Genomic DNA, 26,576 nt, shown 5'->3' on the forward strand with positions numbered 1-26,576 from the left:
AAGGATATGACACAGGATTGGCAAGCCGGTCGGCTCGACAGCGATCTCGATGGCGTAGGCTTCGACACCCTGGCGGTCCGTGCCGGCCAGCACCGCACGCCGGAAGGCGAGCACAGCGAGGCGCTGTTCCCGACCTCCAGCTACGTGTTCCGCACCGCCGGCGATGCCGCGGCGCGTTTCGCCGGTGAAGTGCCGGGCAACGTCTACTCGCGTTACACCAACCCGACGGTGCGTGCTTTCGAAGAGCGTATCGCCGCCATGGAGGGCGCCGAGCAGGCAGTCGCCACGGCGTCGGGCATGTCGGCGATCCTGTCCATCGTCATGAGCCTGTGCAGCGCCGGCGATCATGTGCTGGTCTCGCGCAGCGTGTTCGGCTCGACCATCAGCCTGTTCGAGAAGTACCTCAAGCGCTTTGGCGTGCAGGTCGACTATGTGCCGCTGGCCGACCTCGAGGGCTGGGCCGCCGCGTTCAAGCCTAACACCCGGCTGCTGTTCGTCGAGTCGCCCTCCAACCCCCTGGCCGAACTCGTCGATATCACCGAGTTGGCGGCCATCGCCCATGAGCGCGGTGCGTTGCTGGCGGTGGACAACTGCTTCTGCACGCCGGCGCTGCAGCAGCCGCTGAAGCTCGGCGCGGACATCGTCATGCATTCGGCCACCAAGTACATCGATGGCCAGGGCCGCGCCATGGGTGGCGTGGTGGCCGGTAGCGCCAAGCTGATGACCGAGGTGGTGGGCTTTCTGCGTACCGCCGGGCCGACCCTCAGCCCGTTCAATGCCTGGATCTTCCTCAAGGGCCTGGAGACCCTGCGAATTCGCATGCAGGCCCACTGCAGCAGTGCGCTGGAGCTGGCGCGCTGGCTGGAGCAGCAGGAAGGCATCGAGAAGGTGCATTACGCCGGCCTCGCCAGTCATCCCCAGCACGAACTCGCCGCGCGCCAGCAAAGCGCCTTCGGCGCGGTGGTCAGTTTCGAGGTCAAGGGCGGCAAGGCGGGTGCCTGGCGGTTCATCGACGCTACGCGGGTGATCTCCATCACCACCAACCTGGGTGATACCAAGACCACCATCGCTCATCCGGCCACTACTTCCCATGGTCGCCTGTCGCCGCAGGAGCGGGAGAATGCCGGGATCCGCGACAGCCTGATTCGCGTCGCGGTCGGCCTGGAAGATATCGCCGACCTCAAGGCCGACCTGAGCCGCGGCCTGAAAGCGCTGTGAGCACGAACCAGGGCCGCGTTGCGCTGGTCACCGGTGCTGCCCGTGGCATCGGTGAGGGGGTGGCGCGCTGGCTGCTGAACCATGGCTGGCGGGTGGCGCTCTGCGACCTGGCGGACAGCCAGGGCGACGCGGTCGCTGCGGCCCTGGGCGGCAATGCGATGTTCGTAGCCATGGATGTGGCCGAAGAATGTCAGGTCGAGAGTGGCGTAGCGGCGGTCATCGCCCGGTTCGGCAGGCTCGACGCCCTGGTGTGCAATGCTGGAGTGGCCAGCCCCCATAGCGGCCCTCTGGAGGACCTGTCCGTGGCGCAGTGGAATCAGGTGCTGGCGATCAACCTTGGCGGGCCGATGCTGCTCGCCAAGCACTGCGCCGCGCACTTGCGTGCCTCGGGTGGCGCCATCGTCAACATGGCCTCGACCCGGGCCAGCCAGTCCGAGCCGGAAAGCGAAGCCTATGCGGCCAGCAAGGGTGGGCTGGTGGCCTTGACCCATGCGCTGGCCGTCAGCCTCGGCCCGGAGGTTCGGGTTAATGCGGTGAGCCCGGGCTGGATCGATTCCCGCGCTGCCGCGCAGCGCGCCAGCGAGCCGCTGAGCGCTGACGACCATGCGCAGCATCCGGTCGGGCGGGTAGGGCAGGTGGAAGACGTGGCCGCGCTGGTGGCCTGGTTGCTGTCGGCCGAGGCGGGTTTCGTGACGGGCCAGGAGTTCGTCACCGACGGCGGCATGACGCGCAAGATGATCTACCGCTAGGGTCTGTTGCCATGCGCCTCGCGTTGAAACGGCAACAGACCTTGGGGCGCTTCGCGTCTTTTTCGAAAAAAATTCAACACCAGCCTTGACTTAGGTCGGGTGCCCGCGTAAATTTCGCGTCCTCGCAAGGCCAAGGGTGATTAGCTCAGCCGGGAGAGCATCTGCCTTACAAGCAGAGGGTCGGCGGTTCGATCCCGTCATCACCCACCACTTGCCTTGAGAGAAAACGGACGCAAGTCCACCGACGCGCAGCGGTAGTTCAGTCGGTTAGAATACCGGCCTGTCACGCCGGGGGTCGCGGGTTCGAGTCCCGTCCGCTGCGCCATATTTTCCATCCCCGACTCAGGTCTGGGATGTGATGGGAAAGCCAGGCTTTACCATCTGACGAAGCACGAGTTCCATGGACGTAAGTCCACCGACACGCAGCGGTAGTTCAGTCGGTTAGAATACCGGCCTGTCACGCCGGGGGTCGCGGGTTCGAGTCCCGTCCGCTGCGCCATATTCACCTGCCTCGAGCAGGTTCCTGAAAAGCGACCCTTGGGTCGCTTTTCTTGTTTCTGCCCGCCGGTTCCTGCGTGCTGGTCGCCTGACAGGCGAGTGCAGTGCCCTCCAAGTGCTGCCTAGCTCACTGCGCCTCGCGCGTTGCGCATCCGTTTTATTGCATGGATTACTGAAGCTTGCGCAGCCTTCGGTCTGAATCGCTCATTTAGTTCGAATTCCAACAGGTTCCTGGCTTTACCGCTTCACTAGCGAGTGCTATTTTCGCAAATGAAAATGTCACATAACTGTCACATTCTCATCTGCAGCTAAAACAAGAACCGGAGCCTTTGGATGTTTGCCTTCTTCCGTCCTGCCCCCCATCGGGAACCTCTGCCCGATGACCAGATAGACAGCACCTACCGCCGCCTTCGCTGGCAGATCTTCGCCGGTATCTTCATCGGCTATGCAGGCTATTACCTGCTGCGCAAGAATTTCTCCCTGGCCATGCCCTACCTGATCGAGGAAGAGGGCTATACCCGTGGGCAGCTGGGCCTGGCGATGTCGGCCATTGCCATCTCCTATGGCTTGTCGAAGTTCCTCATGGGGCTGATTTCCGACCGCTCCAACCCGCGTTACTTCCTGCCGTTCGGCCTGATGGTGTCGGCTGGGGTGATGTTCGTGTTCGGTTTCGCGCCCTGGGCAACCTCCAGCGTGACCATCATGTTCATCCTCCTGTTCATCAACGGCTGGGCCCAGGGCATGGGCTGGCCGCCCAGTGGCCGGACCATGGTGCACTGGTGGTCGCAGAAGGAGCGTGGCGGCGTGGTGTCGGTGTGGAACGTGGCCCACAACGTGGGCGGCGGTCTGATCGGCCCGCTGTTCCTGCTCGGCATGGGCCTGTTCAACGAGTGGCATGCGGCGTTCTACGTCCCCGCTGCGGTGGCGATGCTGGTTGCCGTTTTCGCCTTCGCGACCATGCGCGATACGCCGCAATCGGTCGGCCTGCCGCCGATCGAGAAGTACAAGAACGACTACCCGGAAGGCTACGATGACAGCCACGAGAAGGAATTCAGCACCAAGGAAATCTTCGTCAAGTACGTGCTGCGCAACAAGATGCTGTGGTTCATCGCCCTGGCCAACGTATTCGTCTACCTGCTGCGCTATGGCGTGCTGGACTGGGCGCCGACCTACCTGAAGGAGGTCAAGCACTTTACCGTCGACAAGAGCTCCTGGGCCTACTTCTTCTACGAGTGGGCGGGCATTCCCGGCACGCTGTTGTGTGGCTGGATGTCGGACAAGGTGTTCCGTGGCAATCGCGGCCTGACCGGCGTGGTGTTCATGGCCCTGGTGACCGTGGCCACCGTGGTGTACTGGCTGAACCCGCCGGGCAACCCGATCGTCGACATGGCGGCGCTCGTGGCCATCGGCTTCCTGATCTACGGCCCGGTGATGCTGATCGGCCTGCACGCGCTGGAACTGGCGCCGAAGAAGGCGGCCGGTACCGCGGCAGGCTTTACCGGTCTGTTCGGTTACCTCGGCGGCTCGGTGGCGGCGAGCGCGGCGATGGGCTACACGGTCGACCATTTCGGTTGGGATGGCGGTTTCGTGCTGCTGGTCGGCGCCTGCCTGCTGGCCATCGTGTTCCTGATCCCGACCTTGTGGCACAAGAAAGCGCCTAGCGAAGAGCGGGCGACCTGATCGCACTGTCCAGCGCGTGGCGCCCGCCACGCGTTGGACGGGTCGTGCAGGTGGCGATCATCCGTATCCTGCCAGCCTGTTCATGCCGAAGCGCGATGCCCGGCAGCCAGCTTTGCTCCACGTTTGGAGCCCCATCGATGCGTGCCGAGTGACAAACGCGTGGCGGCTTACGCTGCCCGACGCCCAGCAAAAACCCTGGTGAAGGCCGACGTCACCGGGCACCGACAACCTGTTACCCTTGGCGCATCAGGCTGCGGCGGAACGCCGGGTCGTCCAGATAAGCCACGTTGAGTCGCGTCCAGGGCACCGGGGTCTGCCGGTTGACGGCGAAGATCGAGCCCGGTGCGAGCATCACCCCCTGGCTCAGGCAATGGCGGGTCAGGGCGTTGGCGTCGTCGATGCCGGGAAAACGTGCCCACAGGTAGAGACTCTGCTGCGGCCGGCAGAACACCTCGGCTCCCAGTTCGTCGAGCACCGCGAGGCCGCGATGCGTGGCGGCACGCAGGCGATCCTGCAGGCGCGACAGGTGCCGCAGGAAATGCCCTTCGCCAAGGATCACCTCGATGGTGCGCTCGCTGTATTCGGCGCCGCTGTTGTGCAGCAGCATCTTCAGGTCGGCCAGCTCCTCGATGCGCTGTTTGCTGCCGGCGATGAAGCCCACGCGCAGGGCGGCGGAAATCGATTTGGAAAAACTGCCCAGGTACAGGGTGCGTTCGCACTGGTCCAGCGCCGCCAGCTTGGTGGCCGAGCTGGGCTTGAAGTCGGCCATGGCGTCGTTCTCCACCAGCAGCAGGTCGTGCGCTTCGGCAATCTGCAGCAGGCGGTGGGCCTTGGCGGGGGAGATGTCCGAGCCGGTGGGGTTGTGGCCCACCGACTGGAGAAAGAACAGCTTGGGCCTTGCCCTTTTCAGCACCCGCTCCAGGGCATCCAGATCCGGACCGTCGGCTTCCCGCGGCACGCCGAGCATGCGTGCGCCCTGCAGCTGCAATTTGCCGAACAGCGGGTAGTAGCCGGGGTCTTCGACCAACACCGCGTCGCCGGGAATGACATGGCGGCGGATGATCAGGTCCATGCCGTGGTTGGCGCCCAGGGTGGTGACCAGTTGCCGTGGCGAGACGGCGATGCGGTAGTCCGCCAGCTTCTGCGCCAGGCGCTGACGCAGGCCGGGGTTGCCCAGCCGCGTGCCGTAGCGAAACAGGGTGGTCACGCCGCCGCGCACCACCTGGCGGTGAAACTTGTCCAGGCGCATGTCCATCAGCCACTCCACCGGCGGAAAGCCCTCGCCAAGGTGCGAATGGCCGGGGTCGCGGACGAACTGCTGGCGCATCATCCAGATGGTGTCCAGCGCCCGGGTATAGGGCTGTGCTTCGTCGTCCTCGACGCTGGCGCTGAGGCTCTTGCAGACGAAGAACCCCTTGCCGTGGCGGGCTTCCACCAGCCCCTGGGAGGCCAGGTGCTCGTAGGCGGTGATCACGGTGTTCTTGGAGTGCCCGTGCAAGCGCATGTACTCGCGCAGCGAGGGCAGCTTGCTGCCTGCCTGCAGAGCGCCATCGGCGATCTGCCTGGCGATGGCATCGGCGACTTTCTGGGCAAGGGTCGGTCTGGGCATGGCGCTAATCCCTGGGTACAGGAATGAAGTGTCAGGGCAAACTGTACCTTCTTTCAGGGATACAGTGCGGCTAACGTTCGCCTCAACCAAGAACAAACGACTCCCCGAGGAGCGCCCATGTCGATCGATTCCCGCCTGCCCGATTTCCGTAATCTGTCCCCCTCGCAACGTCTCGAGCACGTGCAGCAGCTGCTTGGCCTGTCCGCCGAGGACACCGCGCTCTTGCGTGACACCGGTGCGCTGCCACTAGAGATCGCCGACGGCATGATCGAGAACGTGATCGGCAAGTTCGAGCTGCCCTACGCCCTGGCCAGCAACTTCCGCATCAACGGCCGGGAGATGCTGATTCCGCTGGTGGTGGAGGAACCTTCGGTGGTGGCCGCGGCTTCGTTCATGGCCAAGCTGACGCGCCCGGCAGGTGGTTTCCAGACCTCCAGCAGCGCGCCGCTGATGCGTGCCCAGGTGCAGATCATCGGCGTCAGCGATCCCTACAACGCGCGCCTCAGCCTGCTGCGCAACAAGGATGAGATCATCACCCTGGCCAACAGCAAGGATCAGTTGCTGAACAGCCTGGGCGGCGGTTGCCGTGATATCGAGGTGCACACCTTCATCGACAGCCCACGGGGGCCGATGCTGGTCGCGCACCTGATCGTCGACGTGCGCGACGCCATGGGCGCGAACACGGTGAACACCATGGCCGAGGCCGTGGCGCCGCTGATGGAACAGCTCACTGGGGGCAAGGTGCGCCTGCGCATCCTCTCCAATCTGGCCGATCTACGCCTGGCCCGTGCCCAGTTGCGGATCGCCCCGGAGCATCTGGATACCGCCGAATACAAGGGCACGGAGGTCATCGAGGGGGTGATCGATGCCTATACCTTCGCGGCCATCGACCCGTACCGTGCCGCGACCCACAACAAGGGCATCATGAACGGCATCGACCCGCTGGTGGTGGCCACCGGCAACGACTGGCGGGCCGTGGAGGCGGGCGCCCATGCCTATGCCTGCCGCCATGGCCATTACGGTTCCCTGACCACCTGGGAGAAGGATCGCCAGGGCCACCTGGTGGGCACCCTCGAGATGCCCATGCCCCTCGGCCTGGTCGGTGGCGCCACCAAGACCCATCCACTGGCCCAGCTGTCGTTGCGCATTCTCGGCGTGAAGAGCGCCCAGGAGCTGGGCGAGATCGCCGTCGCCGTCGGCCTGGCGCAGAACCTCGGGGCCTTGCGTGCCCTGGCCACCGAGGGTATCCAGCGCGGCCACATGGCCCTGCATGCGCGCAATATCGCGCTGTCGGCCGGTGCCCGTGGCGATGAGCTGGACTGGCTGGTCAAGCGCATGGTCGAGACCCGCGACGTGCGCGCCGACCGCGCCGAGGCGCTGTTGCGCGAAAAGCGCGGGCAATGAGCATGCCTGCGGTCAGGCTGGTGGAGGTCGGCGCCCGCGACGGCCTGCAGAACGAAGCCCTGACCCTGCCGGTCGAGGTGCGCGTGGCGCTGATCGAGCGGCTGGTGGCGGCTGGGCTGCGGAACCTCGAGGCCGGTGCGTTCGTATCGCCGCGCTGGGTGCCGCAGATGGCTGGCTCTGGCGAGGTGCTGCGCCGTCTCGGGCAACGCCCCGGAGTGACCTATACGGCGCTGGTGCCCAATCTTCAGGGGCTCGACGCTGCGCTGCAGGCCGGGTGCCGGGAGGTGGCGGTTTTCGCCGCGGCCTCCGAGGCGTTTTCGCAGAAGAACATCAACTGCTCCATCGCCGAAAGCCTGCAGCGTTTCCAGCCGGTACTGGGCAAGGCGCTGGCCCAGGGCGTGGCGGTGCGCGGCTATGTGTCCTGCGTGCTCGGTTGCCCGTTCACTGGCGAGGTGCCGGTGGCCGACGTGGTGCGGGTCGTGGGCGAGCTGCACGCCATGGGCTGCTACGAGATCAGCCTTGGCGACACCATCGGCCGAGGCACGCCAGGCAAGGCCAGAGCGCTGATCCAGGCCTGTGCCAGCGAGGTGCCGATCACGGCACTGGCCGGGCATTTTCACGACACTTACGGCATGGCGGTGGCCAATGTCCAGGCTGCCTTGGAAGCCGGGGTGAGGGTGTTCGACAGCTCGGTTTCCGGCCTCGGTGGCTGCCCCTATTCGCCCGGCGCCACCGGTAATGTGGCCACCGAGGAACTGGTCTATCTGCTCGAGGGCCAGGGCCTGGCAACCGGCGTGGATCTGCCGGCATTGCTCGAAGCCGGGGCTTTCATCGACGCGGCGTTGGGCAAACCCTCGGCCTCGAGAGTGGCCAACGCCATGCATAAAAGGACGCATTGACGTACAGAACAACAACCCGGAAAGGCTACGGCCAGCCGCGACAGCCTCAGGTCGCACTGCCCGGATCACCCCGTCAACTCACTGTCCCAACGTACATCGCTTTTCCATGGCGGCGCCTCTGCGCCCCCAGCGGCGTACGACACAGGAGAACCCATGAATTCACCGACCGATGCATTGGCGAGCTTCGCCAGAACCGCCGGGCCCCTGAAGGGCGTGACCGTCCTCGACCTGACCCGCGTCGTCGCCGGCCCCTACTGCGCCATGCTGCTGGCCGACATGGGGGCCACGGTGATCAAGATCGAGAACCCCGCCGACCCCGACCTGACCCGTGAATTTCCGCCCCTCAGCCGTAGCGTCAGCGAGCCGGTGAGTGGCTTCTTCGCCCAGTTCAACCGCAACAAGCTGGCGGTCGGCCTGGACCTGAAGAAGGCCGAGGGCAAGGCCACCTTCCTGGACATGGTGCGCAAGGCCGATATCGTCATCGAGAACTTTCGGCCCGGCACCATGGCCAGGCTGGGGCTGGGCTACGAGGTGCTCAGGGAGGTCAACCCGGCCATCGTGTTCACCGCCATCAGCGGCTTCGGCCAGTACGGCCCGAACTCGCTGCGCCCGGCATTCGACAGCAGCGCCCAGGCCAGCGGCGGCCTGTGGTCCATGAACGGCACGGTGGAGGAGCCGATGCGCGTGGGCACGGTGCTGGGTGATCTGTCCGCTGCGCTGTATGCGGCCATCGGGACCCTCGGCGCGTTGCGTGAAGCGGAGCGCACCGGCCAGGGCCAGCTGGTCGACGTGTCGCAGCAGGACTCCATCGTCTCGCTCACCGAGAACGCCCTGGTGACCTACACCGAGACCGGCAAGGTCACGGTGCCCGAGGGCAATGGCCATCCGTTCGTGCGCCCCTACGGGCGCTACGCCTGCAAGGATGGCTACGTGTTCTTCGGTGCCTACACCGACAAGTTCTGGCGCGAGGCCTGCCTGACCTTCGGCGACGAGGCGATGGCCAGCGACCCCGAGGTCGACAGCATGGCCAAGCGCTTCGAAACCGACGTCTACCTGCGCAAGGTCAAGCCTGCCGTGGAACGCTGGCTCGGTGCCCACACCAAGGCCGAACTGGAGGCCATGACCGGTGATCGTTTTCCGCTGTCGCCGATCAAGAGCATCGATGAAGTGGTGGCCGATCCCCACCTGCGCGAACGCGACATGGTGGTGCCCGTCGATTGCCAGGGGGCGCGCTTCGAAGTGTTTGGCAACCCGATCAAGCTCTCCGGCGGCACCCTGGAAGGCGGCGCCAGCGCGCCCTCGGTCGGCCAGCACAACGCCTCCATCTATCGCCAGTGGCTGGGTCTGGACGAAGCCGAATACGCCGAGCTGGTTCGCCTGGGGGTGATCTGATGGTCGATCTGATCAGCGCTGCGGCGCGGCGCAGTATCGGCACCTCGCTGCCGCCGTCGCGCTTCGAGGTGAACCGCAACGACATCAGGAAATACGCGGTGGCCACCGGGCAGCGTCAGCGCCGCTATCTCAATGGCGACGAGGCGCCGCTGCTGTTCCTGTTCAGCGCGATGATGCCGGTGTTGCCCCTGGAGCAACTGCTCGAGGACGGACACAAGCCCGACGACCCGCTGATCCCCGAGTTGCCGCTCAAGCGCATCATGGCCGGCGGCAGCGACTATCAGGTGCACCGCAGGATCTTCGCCGGCGACGTGCTGCTGTGTCGGCAGACCCTGCTGGACATCTATCAGAAACAGGGCGCCGAAGGGCCGCTGATCTTTCTGGTGTTCGAGAACCGTTTTGAAACCGAAGCGGGCGAGCCGGTGGTGACCGAACGCCTGACCCGGATCGCGAGGTGAGCATGGCCAGGCAGACGATCAGAGCAGGTCAGCGGTTGACCGAGCGCGAATATCGGCCCGGCACCGTGCAGCTGTTCCTGTACAACGCGGCCATCTGGAATGCCCACCGTATCCACTATGACCTGCCCTATGCCCAGCACAGCGAGGGGCACCCGGCGCTCCTGGTGGACGGCCCGTTGCAGGGCGACTGGCTGACCCAGCTGGTGTACGAGTGGATGGACGAGGGCGACGAGCTGCTGAGCTTCCAGTACAGCAATCGGCGCGCCGGTTATCTCGGCGATGTGCTGACCGCCGCCGGCGAAGTCGTCGCGGTGGAGGGCGGGCGCGTGACCCTGGCGCTGTGCCTGAGCAACCAGGCGGGCCAGGTGATCACCCTGGGAGACGCCAGCGTACGCCTTGCCGGCGCGGACTGAACAAGAGAAACGACCGGCGCCATGGCCGGTGCCTGGCGTGCACACGAACCCGACCTTGCGGTCGCCAACCAACTGCTTCCTCAATAACAACAAGAGCCCGAAAGGGCGGGGGACACCATGAGCCAAGAACTTGCCAGACCGGCCGCGACACCGCCCTGCGCGGACGCGGCGCGCAACACCGACAACCTCTACGAGGTGTGGGGCGACACCGTCGATGCCCGGCATCTGGTGCTGGCCATCACTGTCAGCGCCATCGTCAGCCTGGGTGCCTACGGGCTGGCGCTGTGGATACTCGACGGCCTGGTCGAGTCGGCGCAGATGGCCAGAGCCTACGCCATGCTGTTCGGCATTCTCGGTTGCCTGGGTGGTGGTGCGATCAGCGCCATGCTGTTCAAGCCCAAGCGCGAGGTGGTCGAGCACGTGGCGGACCCGGCCTTTCGCGAGCAGGTGGTAGCTGACCTGCTCAAGGAATACGGCAGCCTTGGCCGTCTCGAGGAGACCTCGCCCGAGGTGCTCGCCGAACTCCACGAGCTCGGCCTCTACGAGCTGTTCCGGGATGCCCAGGCCCGGGAAGAACAGGCCCGCGAGCAGCGTGCCGAGACCGACGTGGATACCCGCGATTCCCTGGTGCTGAGCGGAGGGCGCCGGTGATGGAAGGCCTGCTCTACGAAATCCTCATGGCCCTGGCCCTCGGCCTGTTCGGCGCCGTGCTGTTCTCGGCCATCGGCCTGGTATCGGGCACCGACGAAACCACCACCCTGGCGCCGCTGACCATGCTGGTGGTGCTGCTCGGCGCGCCGCCGGCCGGCATTCTCACCTTCTTTCTGGCCGGTGCGGTGGCCAAGCACATGACCCACGCGGTGCCCACCGCCTTGCTGGGTATTCCCGGTGATACCTCGGCAACCGCATTGATCGGCGACGCCAACCACCTGCGCCGCCTCGGCGTGCCCCATGTGGCGCTGCGCAAGATGATTTCCGGCGGCGCCGTGGCGGCCGTCATCGCGGTACCGCTGGCGGTGCTGTTCGCCGTGCTGCTGGCGCCGTTTGGTGACGTCATCAAGCAGTTCGCCCCCTGGGTGTTTCTCTGCGCCGCCTTTACCATCGCCTACTTCTCGGCCGGGCGCTGGGCCTCGGTGCTGGCCTTGCTGCCGTTCGTGCTGGTGATCGTCGCCCTGCAGACCCTGACGGCCCAGTACGGCGTCAAGCTGGCGGTCAGCTACTTCCTCGGCATCGCCGTGGCACCGCTGATCACCTCGCTCTTCTCGATGCTGGCACCCGCCGAGCGGGAACGCATGCGTCGCGACCAGTACCGGGTGTTCTCCCTGGCGCCGGACATGAAGGGCTGGCGCGGCTACTTTCCCAACCCGCTACGGGTGATCAACAAGCGCCAGACGCGCATGACCGCCATGGCGGCGAGCGTGACCAGCGCCACCTTCGTGTTCAGCCCGGTGGCCATGACGGTGATCATGGGCGAGCTCATCGGTGCGCGCATCAAGCAGGCCTACGAGCGGCTGACCACGGTGATCACCGCCCGTAACGGAGTGACCGAGTCGACCTATATCGCCGAGGCGCTGATCCCGCTGATCGCCTTCGGCCTGCCGCTCAGCCCGGTGGCTGCCGGGCCGGCCGCGCCACTGTTCAACGCACCGCCACGCTTCAGCGTCGACACGGCCACCGGAGAGGTCAACAACCTGCATAACCTGCTCAGCAACTGGGAGTTCTTCGGCTACGGCATGATGGCCGTGTTGGTGGCCATCGTGATCGCCTACCCCTTCACCATGAATTTCGCCCACCAGGCGGCTTCCTTCGTGTCGCGCAGGGTCAGCCACGAAGCGGTGATTGCCACCTTCATCGGCCTGGTGCTGGTGGTCGGGATCTGGGAGGGTGGCCTGCTCGGGCTGCTGGTGATCGTCACCATCGGCCTGCTCGGCGGCTTTCTGGGGCGCTTCCTGGGCTTCAATATCGGCGTGCAGTTCATGGGCTACTACACGGCGGTGCTCAGCGTGCCCGCGTTGATCGCCTTGTTGAACTGAACGAGGAGGGGCGTGCGGCTTTCGCCTGCACGCCCCCTTTCGTCATTGCGCCTTATGCAGCGGGTGATGGTCGGTCTGCTTGGGCTTGGTCCGCAGCAGCGACAGCACCCAGACGAAGAAGAGCGGCACGAAGATCACCCCCAGCAGGGTCGCGCTGAGCATGCCGCCGAGCACCCCGGTGCCGATGGCGCGCTGGCTGGCCGCGCCGGCGCCGGTGGCGATCACCAGCGGCACCACGCCAAGCATGAAGGCCATGGAGGTCATGATGATCGGCCTGAAGCGCAGGCGTGCGGCCTCGATGGCAGCATCGCGCAACGAGTAGCCGTCTTCCCACAGGTCCTTGGCGAACTCGACGATCAGGATGGCGTTCTTCGCCGCCAGGCCGATCACGGTGATCAGGCCGACCTTGAAGTACACGTCGTTGGGCAGGCCGATGGCGGTTACCGCGAGCACCGCGCCAAGGGCGCCGACCGGCACGATGAGCATCACCGCCAGGGGGATCGCCCAGCTCTCGTAGAGGGCCACCAGGAGCAGGAACACCACCACGATGGCCAGGGCAAAGAGCATCGCCGCCTGGCCGCTGGCGACCTTCTCCTGGTAGGAGAGGCCGGTCCATTCGTAGCCGATGCCCTCCGGCAGCCCGGCGGCGATGCGCTCCAGTTCGGCCATGGCCTCGCCGGTGCTGACCCCCGGCGCGGCGTCGCCGGAAATGCGGATCGACGGGTATCCGTTGTAGCGCGCCACCTGCACCGGGCCCTGTTCCCACTGGGTGGTCACGAAGGCGCTCAGCGGCACCAGGCTGCCGCTGTCGTTGGGCACGTGCAGCCTGAGCACGCTGTCCGGCGTCATCCGTGCGCCCTGTTCGGCCTGCACCACCACGCGCTGCTGTCGCCCGGCGTTGGCGAAGTCGTTGATCACCGAGGAACCGAAGGCGGTGGACAGCGCATTGCTGATCGACTCGAAGCTGACGCCCTGGGCACGTGCCTGCTCGCGGTCGATGACCAGGCGCAGCTGCGGCGCTTCGGCCAGGCCTTCCATCATGCCGTAGAGGAACAGCGGGTTGCCGTTGACCTTGCCGAGTACCTCGTCACGGGCGGCCAGCAGCGCCTCGCGGCCAAGGCCGCCGCGGTCCTGCAGGCGCAGGGAGAAGCCGCCCGAGTTGCCCAGGCCATCGATCGGTGGCGGTGGCACGGCCATCATGGCGCCGTCGTCGAGGTTGGCGAAGCGGCCGTTGACCGCGGTCGTCTCGGCTTCGACCGATTGCTCCGAATCACGCTCGGACCAGTCCTTGAGCAGCGGGAAGGCGATGGCGGCGTTCTCGCCCATGCCCGAGAAGCTGAAGCCCAGCACCAGGAAGGAGGTCGCCACGGCCTCGCGGGAGGCGAGGAACTCCTCCAGCTCCTTGCCGGCGGCCGAGGTGCGCTCGCGCGTCGCGCCGGGTGGCAGCTGGATATCGACGATCATGTAGCCCTGGTCTTCGACCGGCACGAAGGATTCCGGCAGGCGCAGGTAGAAGAAGCCCATCAGCACCACGATGCCCAGGTAGATGAACATGAAGCGCCCGGCGCGCGGTACCAGCTTGCTGTTGAGGTCGGTGTAGCGCCCGGTCAGCCCGGTGAATTTGCGGTTGAACCAGCCGAAGAAACCGGTTTTCTCGTGATGCCCCTGGGGGATCGGCTTGAGAATGGTGGCGCACAGCGCCGGTGTGAAGGTCAGCGCCAGGAAGCCGGAGAACAGGATCGATACCGCCAGCGACAGGGAGAACTGCTGGTAGATAACGCCCACCGAACCGGCCATGAACGCCAGGGGCAGGAACACCGCCGACAGCACCAGGGTGATGCCGAGGATCGCCCCGGACACCTGGCCCATCGCCTTGATGGTCGCCGGCACCGGCTCCAGGCCTTCTTCGGCCATGATCCGCTCGACGTTCTCGACCACCACGATGGCATCATCGACCAGGATGCCGATGGCCAGCACCATGCCGAACATGGTCATCATGTTCACCGAGAAGCCCAGCAGGTACATGAAGGTCAGGGTGCCGAGCAGGCACACCGGCACCACGATGGACGGGATCAGGGTGTAGCGCACGTTCTGCAGGAACAGGAACATCACCAGGAACACCAGCACCATGGCCTCGACCAGGGTCATGATGACCTTGTCGATGGCCACGTCGACGAATCGCGAGGTGTCGTAGGGCACCGAGAACTGCACGTTGTCCGGGAAGTTGGCGGACAGTTCGGTAAGGCGCTGCTTGACCGCCTCGGCGGTCTGGATGGCGTTGGCGCCCGGGGCCAGCTGCACGGCGGCGGCCACGGCGGGCTTGCCGTCCTGGCGCGAGCCGAAGTTGTAGTCCTGGCTGCCGACCTCGATACGCGCCACGTCGCCCAGGGTCAGGCGCGAGCCGTCCTGGTTGGCGCGCAGCACGATGGCGGCGAATTCCTCGGGGTTGTCCAGGGTGCCCTTGACCGCCAGGGTCGCGGTCAGCTCCTGCTCGGCGCTGCCCGGCGTGCTGCCGAAGGCGCCAGCCGGCACCTGCACGTTCTGGGCGCGGATGGCGTTGTTGACGTCGTCGATCGACAGGCCATAACCGACCAGCTTCTGCGGGTCGATCCACACGCGCATCGCCGCTTCGGAGGCGAAGAACTGCAGCTTGCCGACACCCGGCACCCGGCGGATCTCGTTGTTGATGTTGCGCGCCGCGTAGTCGGCCAGGGCGGTGGTGTCGTCGTTGGCGCTGCCATCTTTGTAGGTCAGCGAATAGATCAGCAGGAAACCCGCGGTGGCCTGTTCGGTCTGGATGCCGAGGGTCAGTACGGCCTGGGGCATGCGCGCTTCGGCACGCTTGAGGCGGTTCTGCACGTCGACCTGGGCCAGCTCCGGGTCGGTGCCCGGCTGGAAGGTCACGGTGATCTCGGCGATACCGTTGGCGTTGCTGGTGGACTCGAAGTACAGCAGGTTCTTGGCGCCGTTGAGCTCTTCCTCGATCACGCTGGTGACCGAGTCGGTCAGCACCTGGGCCGACGCGCCCGGGTAGGTGGCGGTGACGGTGATCTGTGGCGGTGCCACGTTGGGGTACTGCGCCACCGGCAGGAAGGGGATGGCCAGCAGACCGCCCATGGTGATGAACAGCGCGACCACCCAGGCGAAGTTCGGGCGCCGGATAAAAAACAAGGACATGTCGATGCTCCGGCTTATTGCGCCTGGGAAGGGGTGTCGGTCTGGGCGTCAGCGCCGGGGCGGCGTGGTACCACCTTGGCGCCGGGGCGGATGGCCGACAGCGAGCTGGTGATCACCTGGTCACCGGCCTTCAGGCCGTCGGTGATCTGCCAGCGGCCGCCCTGCATGGCGCCGGTGGTGACCGGCCGTGCTTCCACGGTATCGTCGGCGCCGAGCAGCATCACGCTGGCCTTGCCGTCGGCGGCGCGCTGCACGGCGCGCTGCGGCACCAGAATGGCGTCCTGATCGAGCCCCTGGGGCGTGCTCACGCGCACGTACATACCCGGCAGCAACACGCCCTGGGGGTTGTCGAAGCGTCCGCGCAGGGCGATCTGCCCGGTGCTGCGATCCACCGAGATGTCGGTGAACAGCAGGGTGCCCTGGCTCTGGATATCGGTGCCGTCGACGCGCAGCGACAGGGTCTTGTCGCCATCGCCGGAGACCTTGCCGTCGGCGATGGCAGCGCGCAGGCGCAGGGCATCGGCAGCCGGCTGGCTGAAGTCGGCATACACCGGGTCGAGTTGCTGGATACGGGCGAGCAGGGTGGTCTCGCCCTGGCCGACCAGCGCGCCCTCGGTGACCTGGGCACGGCCGATGCGCCCGGCGATGGGCGCGCGCACCTGGGCGTAACCCAGGTCGAGCTTGGCGGTTTCCACGTTGGCCTGGGCCGAGCGCTTGTCGGCCTGGGCACTGCGCAGGGTGGCGCGGGCCACGTCGAAGTCCTGCTGGCTGACCGCGTTGATCTTCACCAGCGGCTCGTAGCGCTTGAGCGTGGCCTGGGCCTGGAACAGCTGCGCATCGGCGCGGGCCAGCTCGCCCTCGGCGCGCGACAACGCGGCCTTGAACGGCGCGGGGTCGATCTGGAACAGCAGGTCGCCGGCCTTGACGTCGGCGCCTTCCTCGAAGGTGCGCTTGAGCACGATACCGGCGACCCGGGCACGTACCTCGGCGACGCGCACGGGTTCGATACGCCCCGGCAATTCGGCCACCACGGTGAAGGGCTCGGTCTTGATGGTAAGGACATCCACCTCGCGAGGCGGCGCTTCGCCCCAGCCCTGTTCGCCTTTGTCACAGCCGGCCAGGCCGATGACGATTGCAAGGGTGATAGCCGATACGACGTGACGGGTGCGAATCCTGCTCATGCTTCACCTGGGGCGATGCCCAATCCAGTTAGTCCTTGAAAGGCGCGAATGGTCGTTTATAGGTGCATGTGAGTCAATATTGTCTCATTTGCATTTTTTGTGTCTAAAATTGCCGGTCCTTTTGAACGCCCAGAATTTTCCTGCACAATGGCGCGGCCGTGCCGCTGAGCCCCGAGAAGAATGTAGTGATGCCAAGACCTGTCGCTGAAGAAAAACTGCTCAAAGCCCTGGCCGTGGCCATGGTCGAGCACCCGCGCGGCACCTTCAAGGAAATCGCCCAGGCGGCAGGTGTGAGCAAGGCGACCCTGAATCGCTACTGCGGCACCCGCGACAACCTGATCGAAATGCTCTTCGATTATGGCTCCGAAGTGATGAACCAGGTCATCGCCGAGGCCGACCTGCAGCATGCGCCGGTGCCCGAAGCCTTGCAACGCCTGGTGGACGGGCATCTGGTGCACCGCGACCTGCTGGTTTTCCTGATGTTCCAGTGGCGCCCGGACTCCCTGCACGAGTGCGGCGAGCAAGCGCGCTGGCTGCCGTACACCAATGCGCTGGATCAGTACTTCCTGCGCGGTCAGCAGGAGGGTGCCTTTCGCATCGACATCGGCGCGCCGGTGCTGACCGAGCTGTTCGCTTCGCTGCTGTTCGGCCTGGTCGACGGCGAACGCCGTGGGCGGGTGGCGCGGGCCAGCATGGGTCCGTCGCTGCAGACGTTCTTCATGCAGGGTGCGGCCACCTGAGGGCCCCGGTCACGGCCGGCAGCCGGCAGACGAGCGCGCCGGGTCGGAGGGCTGGTAGTATGCGGCTCATGTCGTGGCCCTGAGCCGGATTACGCAGAGGGACGCTGCGCCTCGCGGAGAAACCAAGCATGAATGTACAAGTGATCGAGCGTGACGGTGAACCGGAGTACGCGGTCGTGCCGTGGGCCGATTATCAGGCGCTGCTCCAGGCTGCCGGCCAGAGTGCCGTGACACCGGCGGCTCAGGCGGAAGTCGATGCCCCGAAAGCTTTGACCGAGCTGAGCGCGTTGCGCGAGGCCAAGGGCCTGAGCCGTGATGAGCTGGCGCGGGCGGTGGGTATCAGCCCCCATTACCTGGGCATGATCGAAAGCGGTGAGCGCCAGCCCGATGCGGCCATTCTGCGGGCCTTGGCCTGGGTGCTCGGCATCTCGGGTTGGCAGGCATGAGCGTGCGCATCAGCCGGGCCCACTGGGAGGCGCTGCTCGCGGCCCTCGACGATGCCCGGCGCCAGCGCCACCTGCTGACCTATCGCGCGCTGATCGAACGCCTGTCACTGCCGGCGCCCGCCATGCAGACCCTCACCGCCGCGCTGGAACACCTGGCCGCCCTGGATGCGCGTAGCGATCGCCCGCTGCGCAGCGCCCTGGTGATCAGTCAGGGCGCCAGCCGCCTGCCACGCACCGGCTTCTTCGAGTGCGTATCACGCCTGGGCCGCTTCGACGGCGCACCCGACGGCGTCGCCGCCGCGTCCTGGCATGCCTCGGAAGTGGCCCGGGTGTTCGAGTTCGATTATCCCGCCGAGGCCTGAGGGGGGCGTTCCTGCAGCGTATGGGTGTCGATCACGTGCAGGCTGTAACCCGGTATCGCCTTGGCCTGGCGCTTGGCTTCGGAGGCCAGGCCGGCCAACTCGCTGGCGTCCAGCTGCGGGCAATGCTGTGGGTGCAGGTGGACCACGCCGAGCGACAGTGACAGCAGCGGGAACTCCTCGCGCTGGCCCTGGCGGTTGTGGCTGATGAAGCAGCCAGCGTCCAGGTGTTCTTCCAGGTAGAAGCGCCGGCACTGCGCCTGGAAGTCCTCCAGCAACTGATTGAGGCGGGCACGCCAGTCCCGCGAGCCGAACACCAGCAGGAAATCATCACCGCCGATATGACCGACGAAATCCCGGCTGGGGTCGATGCGCTCGTTCAGACAGTGGGCCAGGCACAGCAGCACCTCATCGCCCTTGGCGTAGCCGTACAGGTCGTTGAAGGGTTTGAAGCTGTCGACGTCGACGTAGCAGACCGCCGCTTCGCGGTTCTGCTGCAGCAGGCGCGCCAGGCACTGCTGAATCGGCACGTTGCCCGGCAGCAGGGTCAGTGGGTTGGCATAGCGGGCCTGCTGGATCTTCAGTTCGGTGATCAGCTTGAGTACGTCGATCACCCGACCCAGACCCTGATAGCAGCCATCGACGGTGATCACGAAATCCTCTTCCATGCGCTGGCGGGCGCGGCTGGTCAGCAGACGGCTGACCTGTTGCAGCGACTGGGTGATCTCCACCGCCAGGAAATCGTTGCTCATCAGGCGGCTGATCGGCTTGCGCGCGTACAGCTCGGTGGCGAAGGGCTTGAGCAGCACGTCCGACAGCGAATGACGGTGCACGATGCCCACCGGGCGCTGCTCGTCGTCGAGCACCGCCAGGGAATTGAGGTTGGCCTGGGCGCGAAACGCCTCCAGCACGTCGGCGGTGGGTGTGGAAACGCAGACCGCCAGCTGTTCGTTGAGCAGGGCGGTGAGGTCGGTGCCTTCCTCACCCAGCGGCGTAGGCGCCTGGCCGACGGCAGGCAGCATCTTGCGGGCGTCGGTGGGGGGCGCTTCCTGGGGACGGCAGAGCAGGTAGCCCTGGAGCAGGTCGACGCCCATCTCGCAGAGCACGGCGAGCTCTTCCTCGAGTTCGATGCCTTCGGCGATCACCTTGGAGCGCGAGGCCTTGGCCATTTGCAGGATGGAACCGACGAACTCGCGTTTCACCGCATCACGGTGGATGCCGTCGATGAAGTGGCGATCGATCTTCACGTAGTCGGGGCGCAGTTCCGACCAGAGGCGCAGGCTGGAATAACCAGCGCCCAGGTCGTCCAGGGCGATGGAAAAGCCCATGTCGCGGTAATGGTGCAGGGCGGTGTCGAGCAGGTAGAAATCGTCGGTGGGTGATTGCTCGGTCAGTTCGATGACCACCCGGCTGGGGGCGATGCCGTAGGTCTGCAGCAATTGCAGGGTGCGGCCGGGTTGGTGATTGGCGTCGAGCAGCGAATCCGGCGAGACGTTGAGAAACAGCAAGCCATCGAGTTGCTGCTCGCTGAAACGGCGGCAGGCGCTCTTGCGGCAGGCCAGCTCCAGCTCGCTGAGCAGGCCGGTCTGGCGGGCCGCGGCAAACAGGGTCAGCGGCGAGTGCAGGGGGCTGTTGGACGGGCCGCGGGTCAGCGCTTCGTAGCCGAGGATGCGTCGTTCGGCGACCGACACGATGGGCTGGAACAGGCTATGCAGATCACCGTGGGCGAGGATCTGGCCCAGCGAGCTCAACTGTTCGGTGACGGTCATGGCGAATCTCTATGCGAATCGGGTGGCGGGAGATGGCTATTGGCCATGATGAGGCGTCCCGCTAGATGAGCATGATTTGACTACAGAATGATGACCGATTGATGAATGGGGCGGGCGTCAGAAGTGAATGGATGGTTTTTCTGGCACTGCCGGCAATCGTTCAGGCAATAAAAAAGGGCGTCGTAGTCGCGACGCCCTTCGGGTTACCGCTGGCCGGTGATCACTGCTTGGCCAGGCGGGTGTTGAGCTTGAGGTAATCGATAAGGATGTGGCCGGTTTCCGTCAGGTAGGCGTCGTCTTCCGGCTTGGTCTTCTTGTCTTCCTCGGCCTGGGCCAGCACGTCGTCCTCGTCTTCCTTCTTCAGCTCCTTGAGCGGCTCTTCGCCCTTGGCGCTGCGCCGGGCGTTCTCGATCGCCAACTGGCGTTTCTCGATGTCGGCCTGCTGGGCGCGGCGCTTGGCTTCGTTGAGGCTGACGGTCTTCTCGGCCATCAGCTCGCGGGACAGAGCCAGGCGTTCGCGGGCGAAGTTGAAGTCCGGGTTGTCCGCGGTGCGGGCGTCGTAGCGGTTCTTCAATTCGGTGAGGAACGGCTTGATCGGATCCAGCTCCGGCTTGATCGCCGGGCGGATGCTGTCCCAGGGCATGGCCTCGGGCAGCGCGCTTTCGCCGATTTCCTTGTTGTCCATCACGTCCGGGTAGGCGATGTCCGGGACCACACCGCGGTGCTGGGTGCTCTGCCCGGAAACCCGGTAGAACTTGGCCAGGGTCAGCTTCAGCTCGCCATGGTTGAGGGGCTGGATGGTCTGCACGGTGCCCTTGCCGAAGGTCTGGCCACCGAGGATCAGTGCGCGGTGGTAGTCCTGCATGGCGCCGGCGAAAATCTCCGACGCCGAGGCGGACAGGCGGTTGACCAGCACGGCCATCGGGCCTTTGTAGAAGGCGCCATCCTGCTCGTCGGCCAGCACGTCGACACGGCCATCGCTGTTACGCACCAGCACGGTCGGGCCCTTGTCGATGAACAGGCCGGTCAGTTCGGTGGCTTCCTGCAGGGAACCGCCGCCGTTGTTGCGCAGGTCGATGACGATCCCCTCGACCTTCTCGGCCTGCAGTTCGGTGATCAGCTTCTTGACGTCGCGGGTGGTGCTCTTGTAATCCGGGTCGCCGGCACGGAAGGCCTTGAAGTCCAGGTAGAACGCCGGGATTTCGATCACGCCCAGCTTGTAGGCGCGGCCACCCTGATCGACCTCGAGGACGGATTTCTTGGCCGCCTGCTCTTCGAGCTTCACCGCCTCGCGGGTGATGCTGACGACCCTGCTGGTCATGTCGTTCGGCGCATTGCTGGCCGGAATCACTTCCAGGCGCACGCGCGAGCCTTTCGGACCGCGGATCAGCTTGACCACTTCATCGAGACGCCAGCCGATCACGTCGACGATCTCGTCGTCGCCCTGGCCAACCCCGACGATCTTGTCGGCAGGCGAGATCTGCTTGCTCTTCTCGGCCGGGCCGGCGGGTACCAGGCGCACTACCTTGACGTGCTCGTTGTCGCTCTGCAACACGGCGCCGATGCCCTCGAGGGACAGGCTCATGTTGATGTCGAAGTTTTCCGCGCTGTCCGGCGACAGGTAGTTGGTGTGCGGATCGTAGGTCATGGCGAAGGCGTTGATGTAGGCCTGGAACACGTCCTCGCTGCGGGTCTGCTGCAGGCGCGCCTGCTGCGCCTTGTAGCGCTTGGTGAGCAGCTCCTGGATCGCCTTGGGTTCCTTGCCGGCCAGCTTCAGGCGCAGCACTTCGTCCTTCAGGCGTTTGCGCCACAGGTCGTCGAGTTCGGCGACGTCCCTGGCCCAGGGGGCTTTTTCGCGATCGACCAGGAGGCTCTCGTCAACCGTGAAGTCGATCTTGTCGACGCCCTTGGCCAGCAGCCCCTGCACGTAGTTCAGACGGTCCTGCTGGCGTTCGAGATGGCGCTTGTAGATATGGAAGCCGGGTTCCAGGTCGCCCTTCTTCAGGAGGTCGTCGAACTTGTCCTTCCAGCGGTCGAATTCGGCGATGTCGGCGGCGGTGAAATAGCTGCGCGCCGGGTCGAGCATTTTCAGGTAACCCTGATAGATCTTTTCCGAGCGGGCGTCGTCCAACGGGGGCTTGCTGTAGTGATGGCGCTGCAGCAATTCGACCACGTTGAGGCTGGCGATCACCTGATCACGATCAGGCTGCAGGTACTCCCACGAGTCGGCCTGGGTGGTTTTGGCCGCAAGGGGCAAGGCGCCCAGCCCGAGAACGAGGGCCAGGGTAGCGCTGATAAAGGATCGCTTCATGCTGATTCGACGTGGGGACAGTTGATAACGCATATTAGGCCGTCTTTGAGGGCGCCAGGTTCCATCGGCGCAATGCAAAGGCCCGTCGCTGAGCGACGGGCCAGGTTCAAATGCACTATGGAGGCACCGTGAAAGCATTGCAAGGCGTTGAAGGGCAGGTGGAATGGGTCGATCGACCCACGCTTGCCTGTGATGTAGGGGAAGTGCGCATTCGTGTGGCGGCAGCGGGCCTGAACCGCGCCGACCTGTTGCAGCGGGCCGGCAATTACCCGCCACCACCGGGTGCCAGCGACACGCTGGGCCTGGAGTGTGCGGGCATCGTCAGTGAAGTGGGGCCGGGTTGTGACGACTGGCAGGTGGGCGATCGCGTCTGTGCCCTGCTGGCCGGCGGCGGCGTGGCCGAAGAGGTGGTGGTCGATGCCCGCCATGTGCTGCCGGTGCCGGAAGGCTTGTCGCTGCACGAGGCCGCGGGGCTGCCCGAGGTGTACGCCACCGCCTGGCTCAACCTGTTCCAGCTGGCCTGTCTGAAGCCCGGCGAGAAGGTGCTGCTGCATGCCGGCGCCAGTGGCGTCGGCTCGGCGGCCATCCAGCTGTGCAAGGCGTTCGGCAGCAGCTGCTGGGTGACCGTCGGCTCCCAGGAACGCCTCGCGTACTGCGAAAGCCTGGGCGCCAACGGCGGCGCGATTCGTGACAAGGACGGCCTCAAGGTGCCCGATGATTTCGGCCCCTTCGAGGTCATCCTCGACCCGGTTGGCGCCAACTACGCGGCGCTTAACCTCAAGCTGCTGGCGCGCGATGGGCGTTGGGTGAACATCGGCCTGATGGGCGGGCGCAAGGCCGAGATCGACATGGCCCAGGTGCTCGGCAAGCGCATCCAGCTGATCGGCTCGACGCTGCGCAACCGCGACGAGCTGTTCAAGGCCGAACTGTTGCGTGACCTGCGCCAGCACGTCTGGCCGCTGTTCAGCGAGGGGCGACTCAAGCCGCAACTGGCCCGCACCTTCCCGATTGCCGAGGCCCACGAAGCCTACGCCACCCTGGAAGGTAACCAGGTCAACGGCAAGCTGGTACTGGTCATCGACGACAGCCTGAGCTGAGGTCCGCCGGCGAGCGGCCACGGTGGTGGACGCTCGCGGTTTTCCGCAGCGGGTCGGCAGCAAGGCGCGATGATCAGACGGCGCGGGTCACGCCGCCATCCACCCGGATGTTCTGGGCAGTGATGTAGGCGGCTCCCTCGGAGGCCAGAAAGGCGATGGTCGCCGCGACTTCCTCGCTGCTGCCATAGCGTTGCAGCGGCACGCTGGCGCGGCGCGCTTCGGTGGCCGGCAAGCTGTCTATCCAGCCCGGCAATACGTTGTTCATGCGGATATTATCGCGGGCATGGGTGTCGGCGAAGATCTTCGTGAACGACGCCAGGCCGGCGCGAAACACCGCCGAGGTCGGGAACAGCTCACTGGGCTCGAATGTCCAGGCGCTGGAGATATTGATGATCACCCCAGACTTCTGCCCCTGCATGACGGGCGTCACCAGGCGGGTGGGGCGAATCACGTTAAGCAGGTAGGTATCCAGGCCGCGGTGCCAGTCTTCGTCGCTGATATCCAGAATCGGTGCCCGTGGGCCGTGGCCGGCGCTGTTGACCAGCAGGTCGATGCGCCCCCAGCGCGCCAGCGTGCCTTCGACCAGCCTACCGAGATCCTCGCTGGACTGGTTGCTGCCAGTCACTCCGAAGCCGCCCAGCTCTTCCGCCAGCGCCTCGCCCTTGCCGGAAGAGGAGAGGATGGCGACCTTGAAACCGTCGGTGGCCAGGCGGCGTGCGGCTGCGGCGCCCATGCCGCTGCCGGCAGCCGTGATGATTGCTACTTTTTCTACAGGCATCGTATTGTCTCCTCAAATGCAGTTGTATGTCCTTTGAGGCTAACAGCGGGCCTGGCCAGGCAGAGAGGCAGCCCTGGCACCCTTAATCAGTAGAAAAACTACAGTCATGTCGGAAGAGTTCGGTCACTTGCCATCGCTCAATGCCCTGCGGGTGTTCGAGGTGGTGGCGCGGCATCTGAATTTTCGCCTGGCCGCCGATGAGCTGGGCGTTACCCAGAGCGCGGTGGCGCAGCAGGTGCGAGCCCTGGAAGCCGATCTGTCAGTCAAGCTCTTCGAGCGGCAGGCGCGTGGTCTGGCGCTGACCGAGAGCGGCAGAGGCTACAGCCAGAGCGTGCGCCGGGCTTTTGAGCAGATCGCTGACGCCACCCGGGCGTTGCGGCCGGCGCCCTCGTACCTGACGATCAGCGTGACGCCGACATTTGCCTCGAAATGGCTGATTCCGCGACTGCCGGATTTCTCTGCGCGCTACCCGGACGTCGACCTGAAAATCCTCGCCAGTGAGCGGCTTTCCAGCTTTCACAACGATGGGGTGGATATGGCCGTGCGTTATGGCTGCCCGCCGTTCGGCCCTGGCCTGCACGCCGAGCTGTTGCTGGAACAGGCGATTGTCGCCGTGGTGAGCCCAGGCTTGCTCGAGCGCTTGGGCGCCCCGGGCGATCTGCAGACCTTGGCGCGTTATCCCTTGCTGCATGACGCCCACAACCTCTGGCCGCGGTTTCTCGATCTGCTGTTCCCCGACGCGCTGCAGGCCTCTGCCAGAAGCGTGCGCTTCAACCAGACGTCACTGGCCATCGAGGCGGCAGTCGCGGGTCAGGGCATTGCCTTGGCCAATCGTTTTTTTGTCACCCGGGACATTCAGGCCGGGCGTCTGATCAACCCCTTTGACGCCACGTTGCGGGACGACCGCGGGTTCTATCTGCTCGGCCCGCGGCGAGTCAGACAGCAGGCACCCTTCGCGGTGGTTCGTGACTGGCTGCTGGCGCAGACTCATGACGATCTTCGATGACCGCGTCTTCAATTCCCGGCTTATCTGCCCAATGGGCGAGACCCCCAGGCCTGTGGCACACTTGAGCGCCAGTGAAAACGGGTTGTGAAGCGACGTGTGTCGCTCACCCGTGCACCGGTGCCGCCGGCCCTTTGCCGCGGTCTGCCAGGCAATCGCCGACAACAAGAGGAAGCAGCGTGCATAACGTCGTCATCAGCGGTACGGGCCTTTATACCCCGGCCAACAGCATCTCCAACGACGAGTTGGTGGCGTCCTTCAATGCCTATGTGCAGCAGTTCAACGCGGACAACGCCGCGGCCATCGAGCGCGGCGAGATCGAGGCGCTGAGCGAGTCGAACAGCGCCTTTATCGAGAAAGCCTCGGGCATCAAGAGCCGTTTCGTGATCGACAAGCAGGGCATCCTCGACCCGCAACGCATGGTGCCGTCCATCCCCGAGCGCGATAACGAGCAGTGGGGCATTCTTTGTGAGATGGCGGTGGCGGCCGCCGAAGAGGCGCTGGCCCGTGCCGGCAAGACTGCCGCTGATATCGACGGGGTGATCGTCGCCTGTTCCAACCTGCAGCGCGCCTATCCGGCGGTGGCCATCGAAGTGCAGGCGGCGCTGGGTATCCAGGGCTTCGGCTTCGACATGAACGTGGCCTGTTCCTCGGCGACCTTCGGCATCCAGGCGGCGGCCAATAGCATTCAGCTCGGCCAGGCGCGGGCGATCCTGATGGTCAACCCGGAGATCTGCACCGGGCACCTGAACTTCCGCGACCGTGACAGCCATTTCATCTTTGGCGATGCGGCCACGGCGGTGATTCTGGAACGCGCGGATCTGGCGACCTCGGAGCATCAGTTGGAGATCCTCGGCACCAAGCTGCTGACCCAGTTTTCCAACAATATCCGCAACAACTTCGGCTTTCTCAACCGCGCCGCCGACGAGGCAGGTGCAGTGGCCGAAGGCCGGCTGTTCGTGCAGGAAGGGCGCAAGGTGTTCAAGGAAGTCTGCCCGATGGTCGCCGAGCTGATCGCCGCCCACCTGCAGGAGAACGGCCTGGATGTGGCCGATGTGAAGCGCTTCTGGCTGCACCAGGCCAACCTCAACATGAACCAGCTGATCGCCCGCAAGCTGCTCGGCCGTGACCCGGAGGCCCATGAGGCGCCGGTGATTCTCGACACCTACGCCAATACCAGTTCGGCCGGCTCGGTGATTGCCTTGCACAAGCATCAGGATGATCTGCCGGCAGGTACCCTGGGTGTGCTCAGCTCGTTTGGCGCCGGTTATTCGATCGGTAGCGTGATTCTGCGCAAGCGTTGATCGTGTGGGGAGGGGCTGCTGGGTTTACCAGCGCTGAGGAGGAGCTCCCGCCGGTGGC

22 protein-coding genes and 3 tRNA genes are annotated in these 26,576 nt (G+C 65.4%); 19 read left to right on the top strand and 6 right to left on the bottom strand.

What is annotated here, in order from left to right; all coding sequences use genetic code 11:
* Positions 1-6: 6 nt before the first annotated feature.
* From SA190iCDA_RS09805 to glpT, 6 genes are all read left to right on the top strand, one after another.
* Positions 7-1,218: an O-succinylhomoserine sulfhydrylase gene (locus SA190iCDA_RS09805; RefSeq protein ID WP_070886754.1), complete on the top strand. Its 1,212-nt coding sequence runs from the start codon at positions 7-9 to the stop codon at positions 1,216-1,218.
* Positions 1,215-1,967 carry an SDR family oxidoreductase gene (locus SA190iCDA_RS09810; RefSeq protein WP_070886755.1) on the top strand — a complete coding sequence of 251 codons (753 nt, stop codon included), beginning with the start codon at positions 1,215-1,217 and terminating at the stop codon, positions 1,965-1,967. The genes SA190iCDA_RS09805 and SA190iCDA_RS09810 overlap by 4 nt, the downstream gene beginning before the upstream one ends.
* A gap of 134 nt (positions 1,968-2,101) precedes the next feature.
* Positions 2,102-2,177, top strand: a tRNA-Val gene (locus SA190iCDA_RS09815).
* Between the two features lie 38 nt (positions 2,178-2,215).
* A tRNA-Asp gene (locus SA190iCDA_RS09820) sits at positions 2,216-2,292 on the top strand.
* Between the two features lie 97 nt (positions 2,293-2,389).
* A tRNA-Asp gene (locus tag SA190iCDA_RS09825) sits at positions 2,390-2,466 on the top strand.
* Positions 2,467-2,798: 332 nt separating this feature from the next.
* Positions 2,799-4,145 carry a glycerol-3-phosphate transporter gene (gene glpT / locus SA190iCDA_RS09830; protein ID WP_070886756.1) on the top strand — a complete coding sequence of 449 codons (1,347 nt, stop codon included), beginning with the start codon at positions 2,799-2,801 and terminating at the stop codon, positions 4,143-4,145.
* Between the two features lie 232 nt (positions 4,146-4,377).
* Here glpT and SA190iCDA_RS09835 read toward each other — a convergent pair whose 3' ends face one another.
* The gene (locus SA190iCDA_RS09835; protein WP_070886757.1) at positions 4,378-5,754 is read right to left on the bottom strand and encodes a PLP-dependent aminotransferase family protein; all 1,377 of its coding nucleotides are present in this window, start codon (positions 5,752-5,754) and stop codon (positions 4,378-4,380) included.
* 117 nt (positions 5,755-5,871) lie between these two features.
* On the opposite strand from SA190iCDA_RS09835, the gene SA190iCDA_RS09840 reads away from it, so the two are divergent.
* The 7 genes from SA190iCDA_RS09840 to SA190iCDA_RS09870 all read left to right on the top strand — a co-directional run bounded on the left by SA190iCDA_RS09840 (position 5,872) and on the right by SA190iCDA_RS09870 (position 12,353).
* Positions 5,872-7,158: a hydroxymethylglutaryl-CoA reductase, degradative gene (locus SA190iCDA_RS09840; protein ID WP_070886758.1), complete on the top strand. Its 1,287-nt coding sequence runs from the start codon at positions 5,872-5,874 to the stop codon at positions 7,156-7,158.
* Entirely contained in the window at positions 7,155-8,057 is a 903-nt protein-coding gene (locus tag SA190iCDA_RS09845) for a hydroxymethylglutaryl-CoA lyase (protein ID WP_070886759.1), read from the top strand. The genes SA190iCDA_RS09840 and SA190iCDA_RS09845 overlap by 4 nt, the downstream gene beginning before the upstream one ends.
* Positions 8,058-8,210: 153 nt before the next feature.
* Positions 8,211-9,449, top strand: a complete 1,239-nt coding sequence (locus tag SA190iCDA_RS09850) for a CaiB/BaiF CoA transferase family protein (RefSeq protein ID WP_070886760.1) — start codon at positions 8,211-8,213, stop codon at positions 9,447-9,449.
* Positions 9,449-9,907, top strand: coding sequence for an FAS1-like dehydratase domain-containing protein (locus SA190iCDA_RS09855; RefSeq protein ID WP_070886761.1), 459 nt, complete (start codon positions 9,449-9,451; stop codon positions 9,905-9,907). Before SA190iCDA_RS09850 ends, SA190iCDA_RS09855 begins: the two co-directional genes overlap by 1 nt.
* A 35-nt stretch (positions 9,908-9,942) precedes the next feature.
* Positions 9,943-10,320: a hypothetical protein gene (locus tag SA190iCDA_RS09860; protein WP_205881605.1), complete on the top strand. Its 378-nt coding sequence runs from the start codon at positions 9,943-9,945 to the stop codon at positions 10,318-10,320.
* A gap of 117 nt (positions 10,321-10,437) precedes the next feature.
* Positions 10,438-10,971 (top strand): hypothetical protein, encoded by a 534-nt coding sequence (locus tag SA190iCDA_RS09865; RefSeq protein ID WP_070886763.1) that lies wholly within the window; start codon positions 10,438-10,440, stop codon positions 10,969-10,971.
* On the top strand, positions 10,971-12,353 hold the full coding sequence (locus tag SA190iCDA_RS09870) for a tripartite tricarboxylate transporter permease (protein ID WP_139159523.1): 1,383 nt from the start codon (positions 10,971-10,973) through the stop codon (positions 12,351-12,353). Before SA190iCDA_RS09865 ends, SA190iCDA_RS09870 begins: the two co-directional genes overlap by 1 nt.
* A 42-nt stretch (positions 12,354-12,395) precedes the next feature.
* On the opposite strand, the gene SA190iCDA_RS09875 is transcribed toward SA190iCDA_RS09870, so the two are convergent.
* Positions 12,396-15,530: an efflux RND transporter permease subunit gene (locus tag SA190iCDA_RS09875; RefSeq protein WP_070886765.1), complete on the bottom strand. Its 3,135-nt coding sequence runs from the start codon at positions 15,528-15,530 to the stop codon at positions 12,396-12,398.
* Between the two features lie 14 nt (positions 15,531-15,544).
* Entirely contained in the window at positions 15,545-16,711 is a 1,167-nt protein-coding gene (locus SA190iCDA_RS09880) for a MexC family multidrug efflux RND transporter periplasmic adaptor subunit (RefSeq protein ID WP_070886766.1), read from the bottom strand.
* Between the two features lie 188 nt (positions 16,712-16,899).
* Here SA190iCDA_RS09880 and SA190iCDA_RS09885 point away from each other — a divergent pair, with 188 nt between their 5' ends.
* From SA190iCDA_RS09885 to SA190iCDA_RS09895, 3 genes are all read left to right on the top strand, one after another.
* Positions 16,900-17,451: a TetR/AcrR family transcriptional regulator gene (locus tag SA190iCDA_RS09885; protein WP_070886767.1), complete on the top strand. Its 552-nt coding sequence runs from the start codon at positions 16,900-16,902 to the stop codon at positions 17,449-17,451.
* Positions 17,452-17,579: 128 nt separating this feature from the next.
* On the top strand, positions 17,580-17,897 hold the full coding sequence (locus SA190iCDA_RS09890; protein WP_070886768.1) for a helix-turn-helix domain-containing protein: 318 nt from the start codon (positions 17,580-17,582) through the stop codon (positions 17,895-17,897).
* Positions 17,894-18,259 (top strand): hypothetical protein, encoded by a 366-nt coding sequence (locus SA190iCDA_RS09895; protein WP_070886769.1) that lies wholly within the window; start codon positions 17,894-17,896, stop codon positions 18,257-18,259. Before SA190iCDA_RS09890 ends, SA190iCDA_RS09895 begins: the two co-directional genes overlap by 4 nt.
* Here SA190iCDA_RS09895 and SA190iCDA_RS09900 read toward each other — a convergent pair.
* Entirely contained in the window at positions 18,241-20,025 is a 1,785-nt protein-coding gene (locus SA190iCDA_RS09900; protein ID WP_070886770.1) for a bifunctional diguanylate cyclase/phosphodiesterase, read from the bottom strand. The genes SA190iCDA_RS09895 and SA190iCDA_RS09900 overlap by 19 nt on opposite strands.
* Positions 20,026-20,245: 220 nt before the next feature.
* Complete coding sequence (locus SA190iCDA_RS09905; protein ID WP_070886771.1) at positions 20,246-22,369, bottom strand: carboxy terminal-processing peptidase; 2,124 nt, start codon at positions 22,367-22,369, stop codon at positions 20,246-20,248.
* 95 nt (positions 22,370-22,464) lie between these two features.
* Between SA190iCDA_RS09905 and SA190iCDA_RS09910 the strand changes: the two genes are divergently transcribed.
* On the top strand, positions 22,465-23,433 hold the full coding sequence (locus SA190iCDA_RS09910) for an NAD(P)H-quinone oxidoreductase (RefSeq protein ID WP_070886772.1): 969 nt from the start codon (positions 22,465-22,467) through the stop codon (positions 23,431-23,433).
* Positions 23,434-23,506: 73 nt separating this feature from the next.
* On the opposite strand, the gene SA190iCDA_RS09915 is transcribed toward SA190iCDA_RS09910, so the two are convergent.
* Positions 23,507-24,211 (bottom strand): SDR family oxidoreductase, encoded by a 705-nt coding sequence (locus SA190iCDA_RS09915; RefSeq protein ID WP_070886773.1) that lies wholly within the window; start codon positions 24,209-24,211, stop codon positions 23,507-23,509.
* A 106-nt stretch (positions 24,212-24,317) separates the two neighbouring features.
* Here SA190iCDA_RS09915 and gcvA point away from each other — a divergent pair, with 106 nt between their 5' ends.
* Both gcvA and SA190iCDA_RS09925 read left to right on the top strand, forming a co-directional pair.
* On the top strand, positions 24,318-25,217 hold the full coding sequence (gene gcvA / locus SA190iCDA_RS09920) for a transcriptional regulator GcvA (RefSeq protein WP_070886774.1): 900 nt from the start codon (positions 24,318-24,320) through the stop codon (positions 25,215-25,217).
* Positions 25,218-25,393: 176 nt separating this feature from the next.
* The gene (locus SA190iCDA_RS09925; RefSeq protein WP_070886775.1) at positions 25,394-26,518 is read left to right on the top strand and encodes a beta-ketoacyl-ACP synthase III; all 1,125 of its coding nucleotides are present in this window, start codon (positions 25,394-25,396) and stop codon (positions 26,516-26,518) included.
* The last annotated feature ends 58 nt before the right edge of the window (positions 26,519-26,576 follow it).

Source organism: Pseudomonas argentinensis, from assembly GCF_001839655.2.
Taxonomy (GTDB): Bacteria; Pseudomonadota; Gammaproteobacteria; order Pseudomonadales; family Pseudomonadaceae; genus Aquipseudomonas; species Aquipseudomonas argentinensis_B.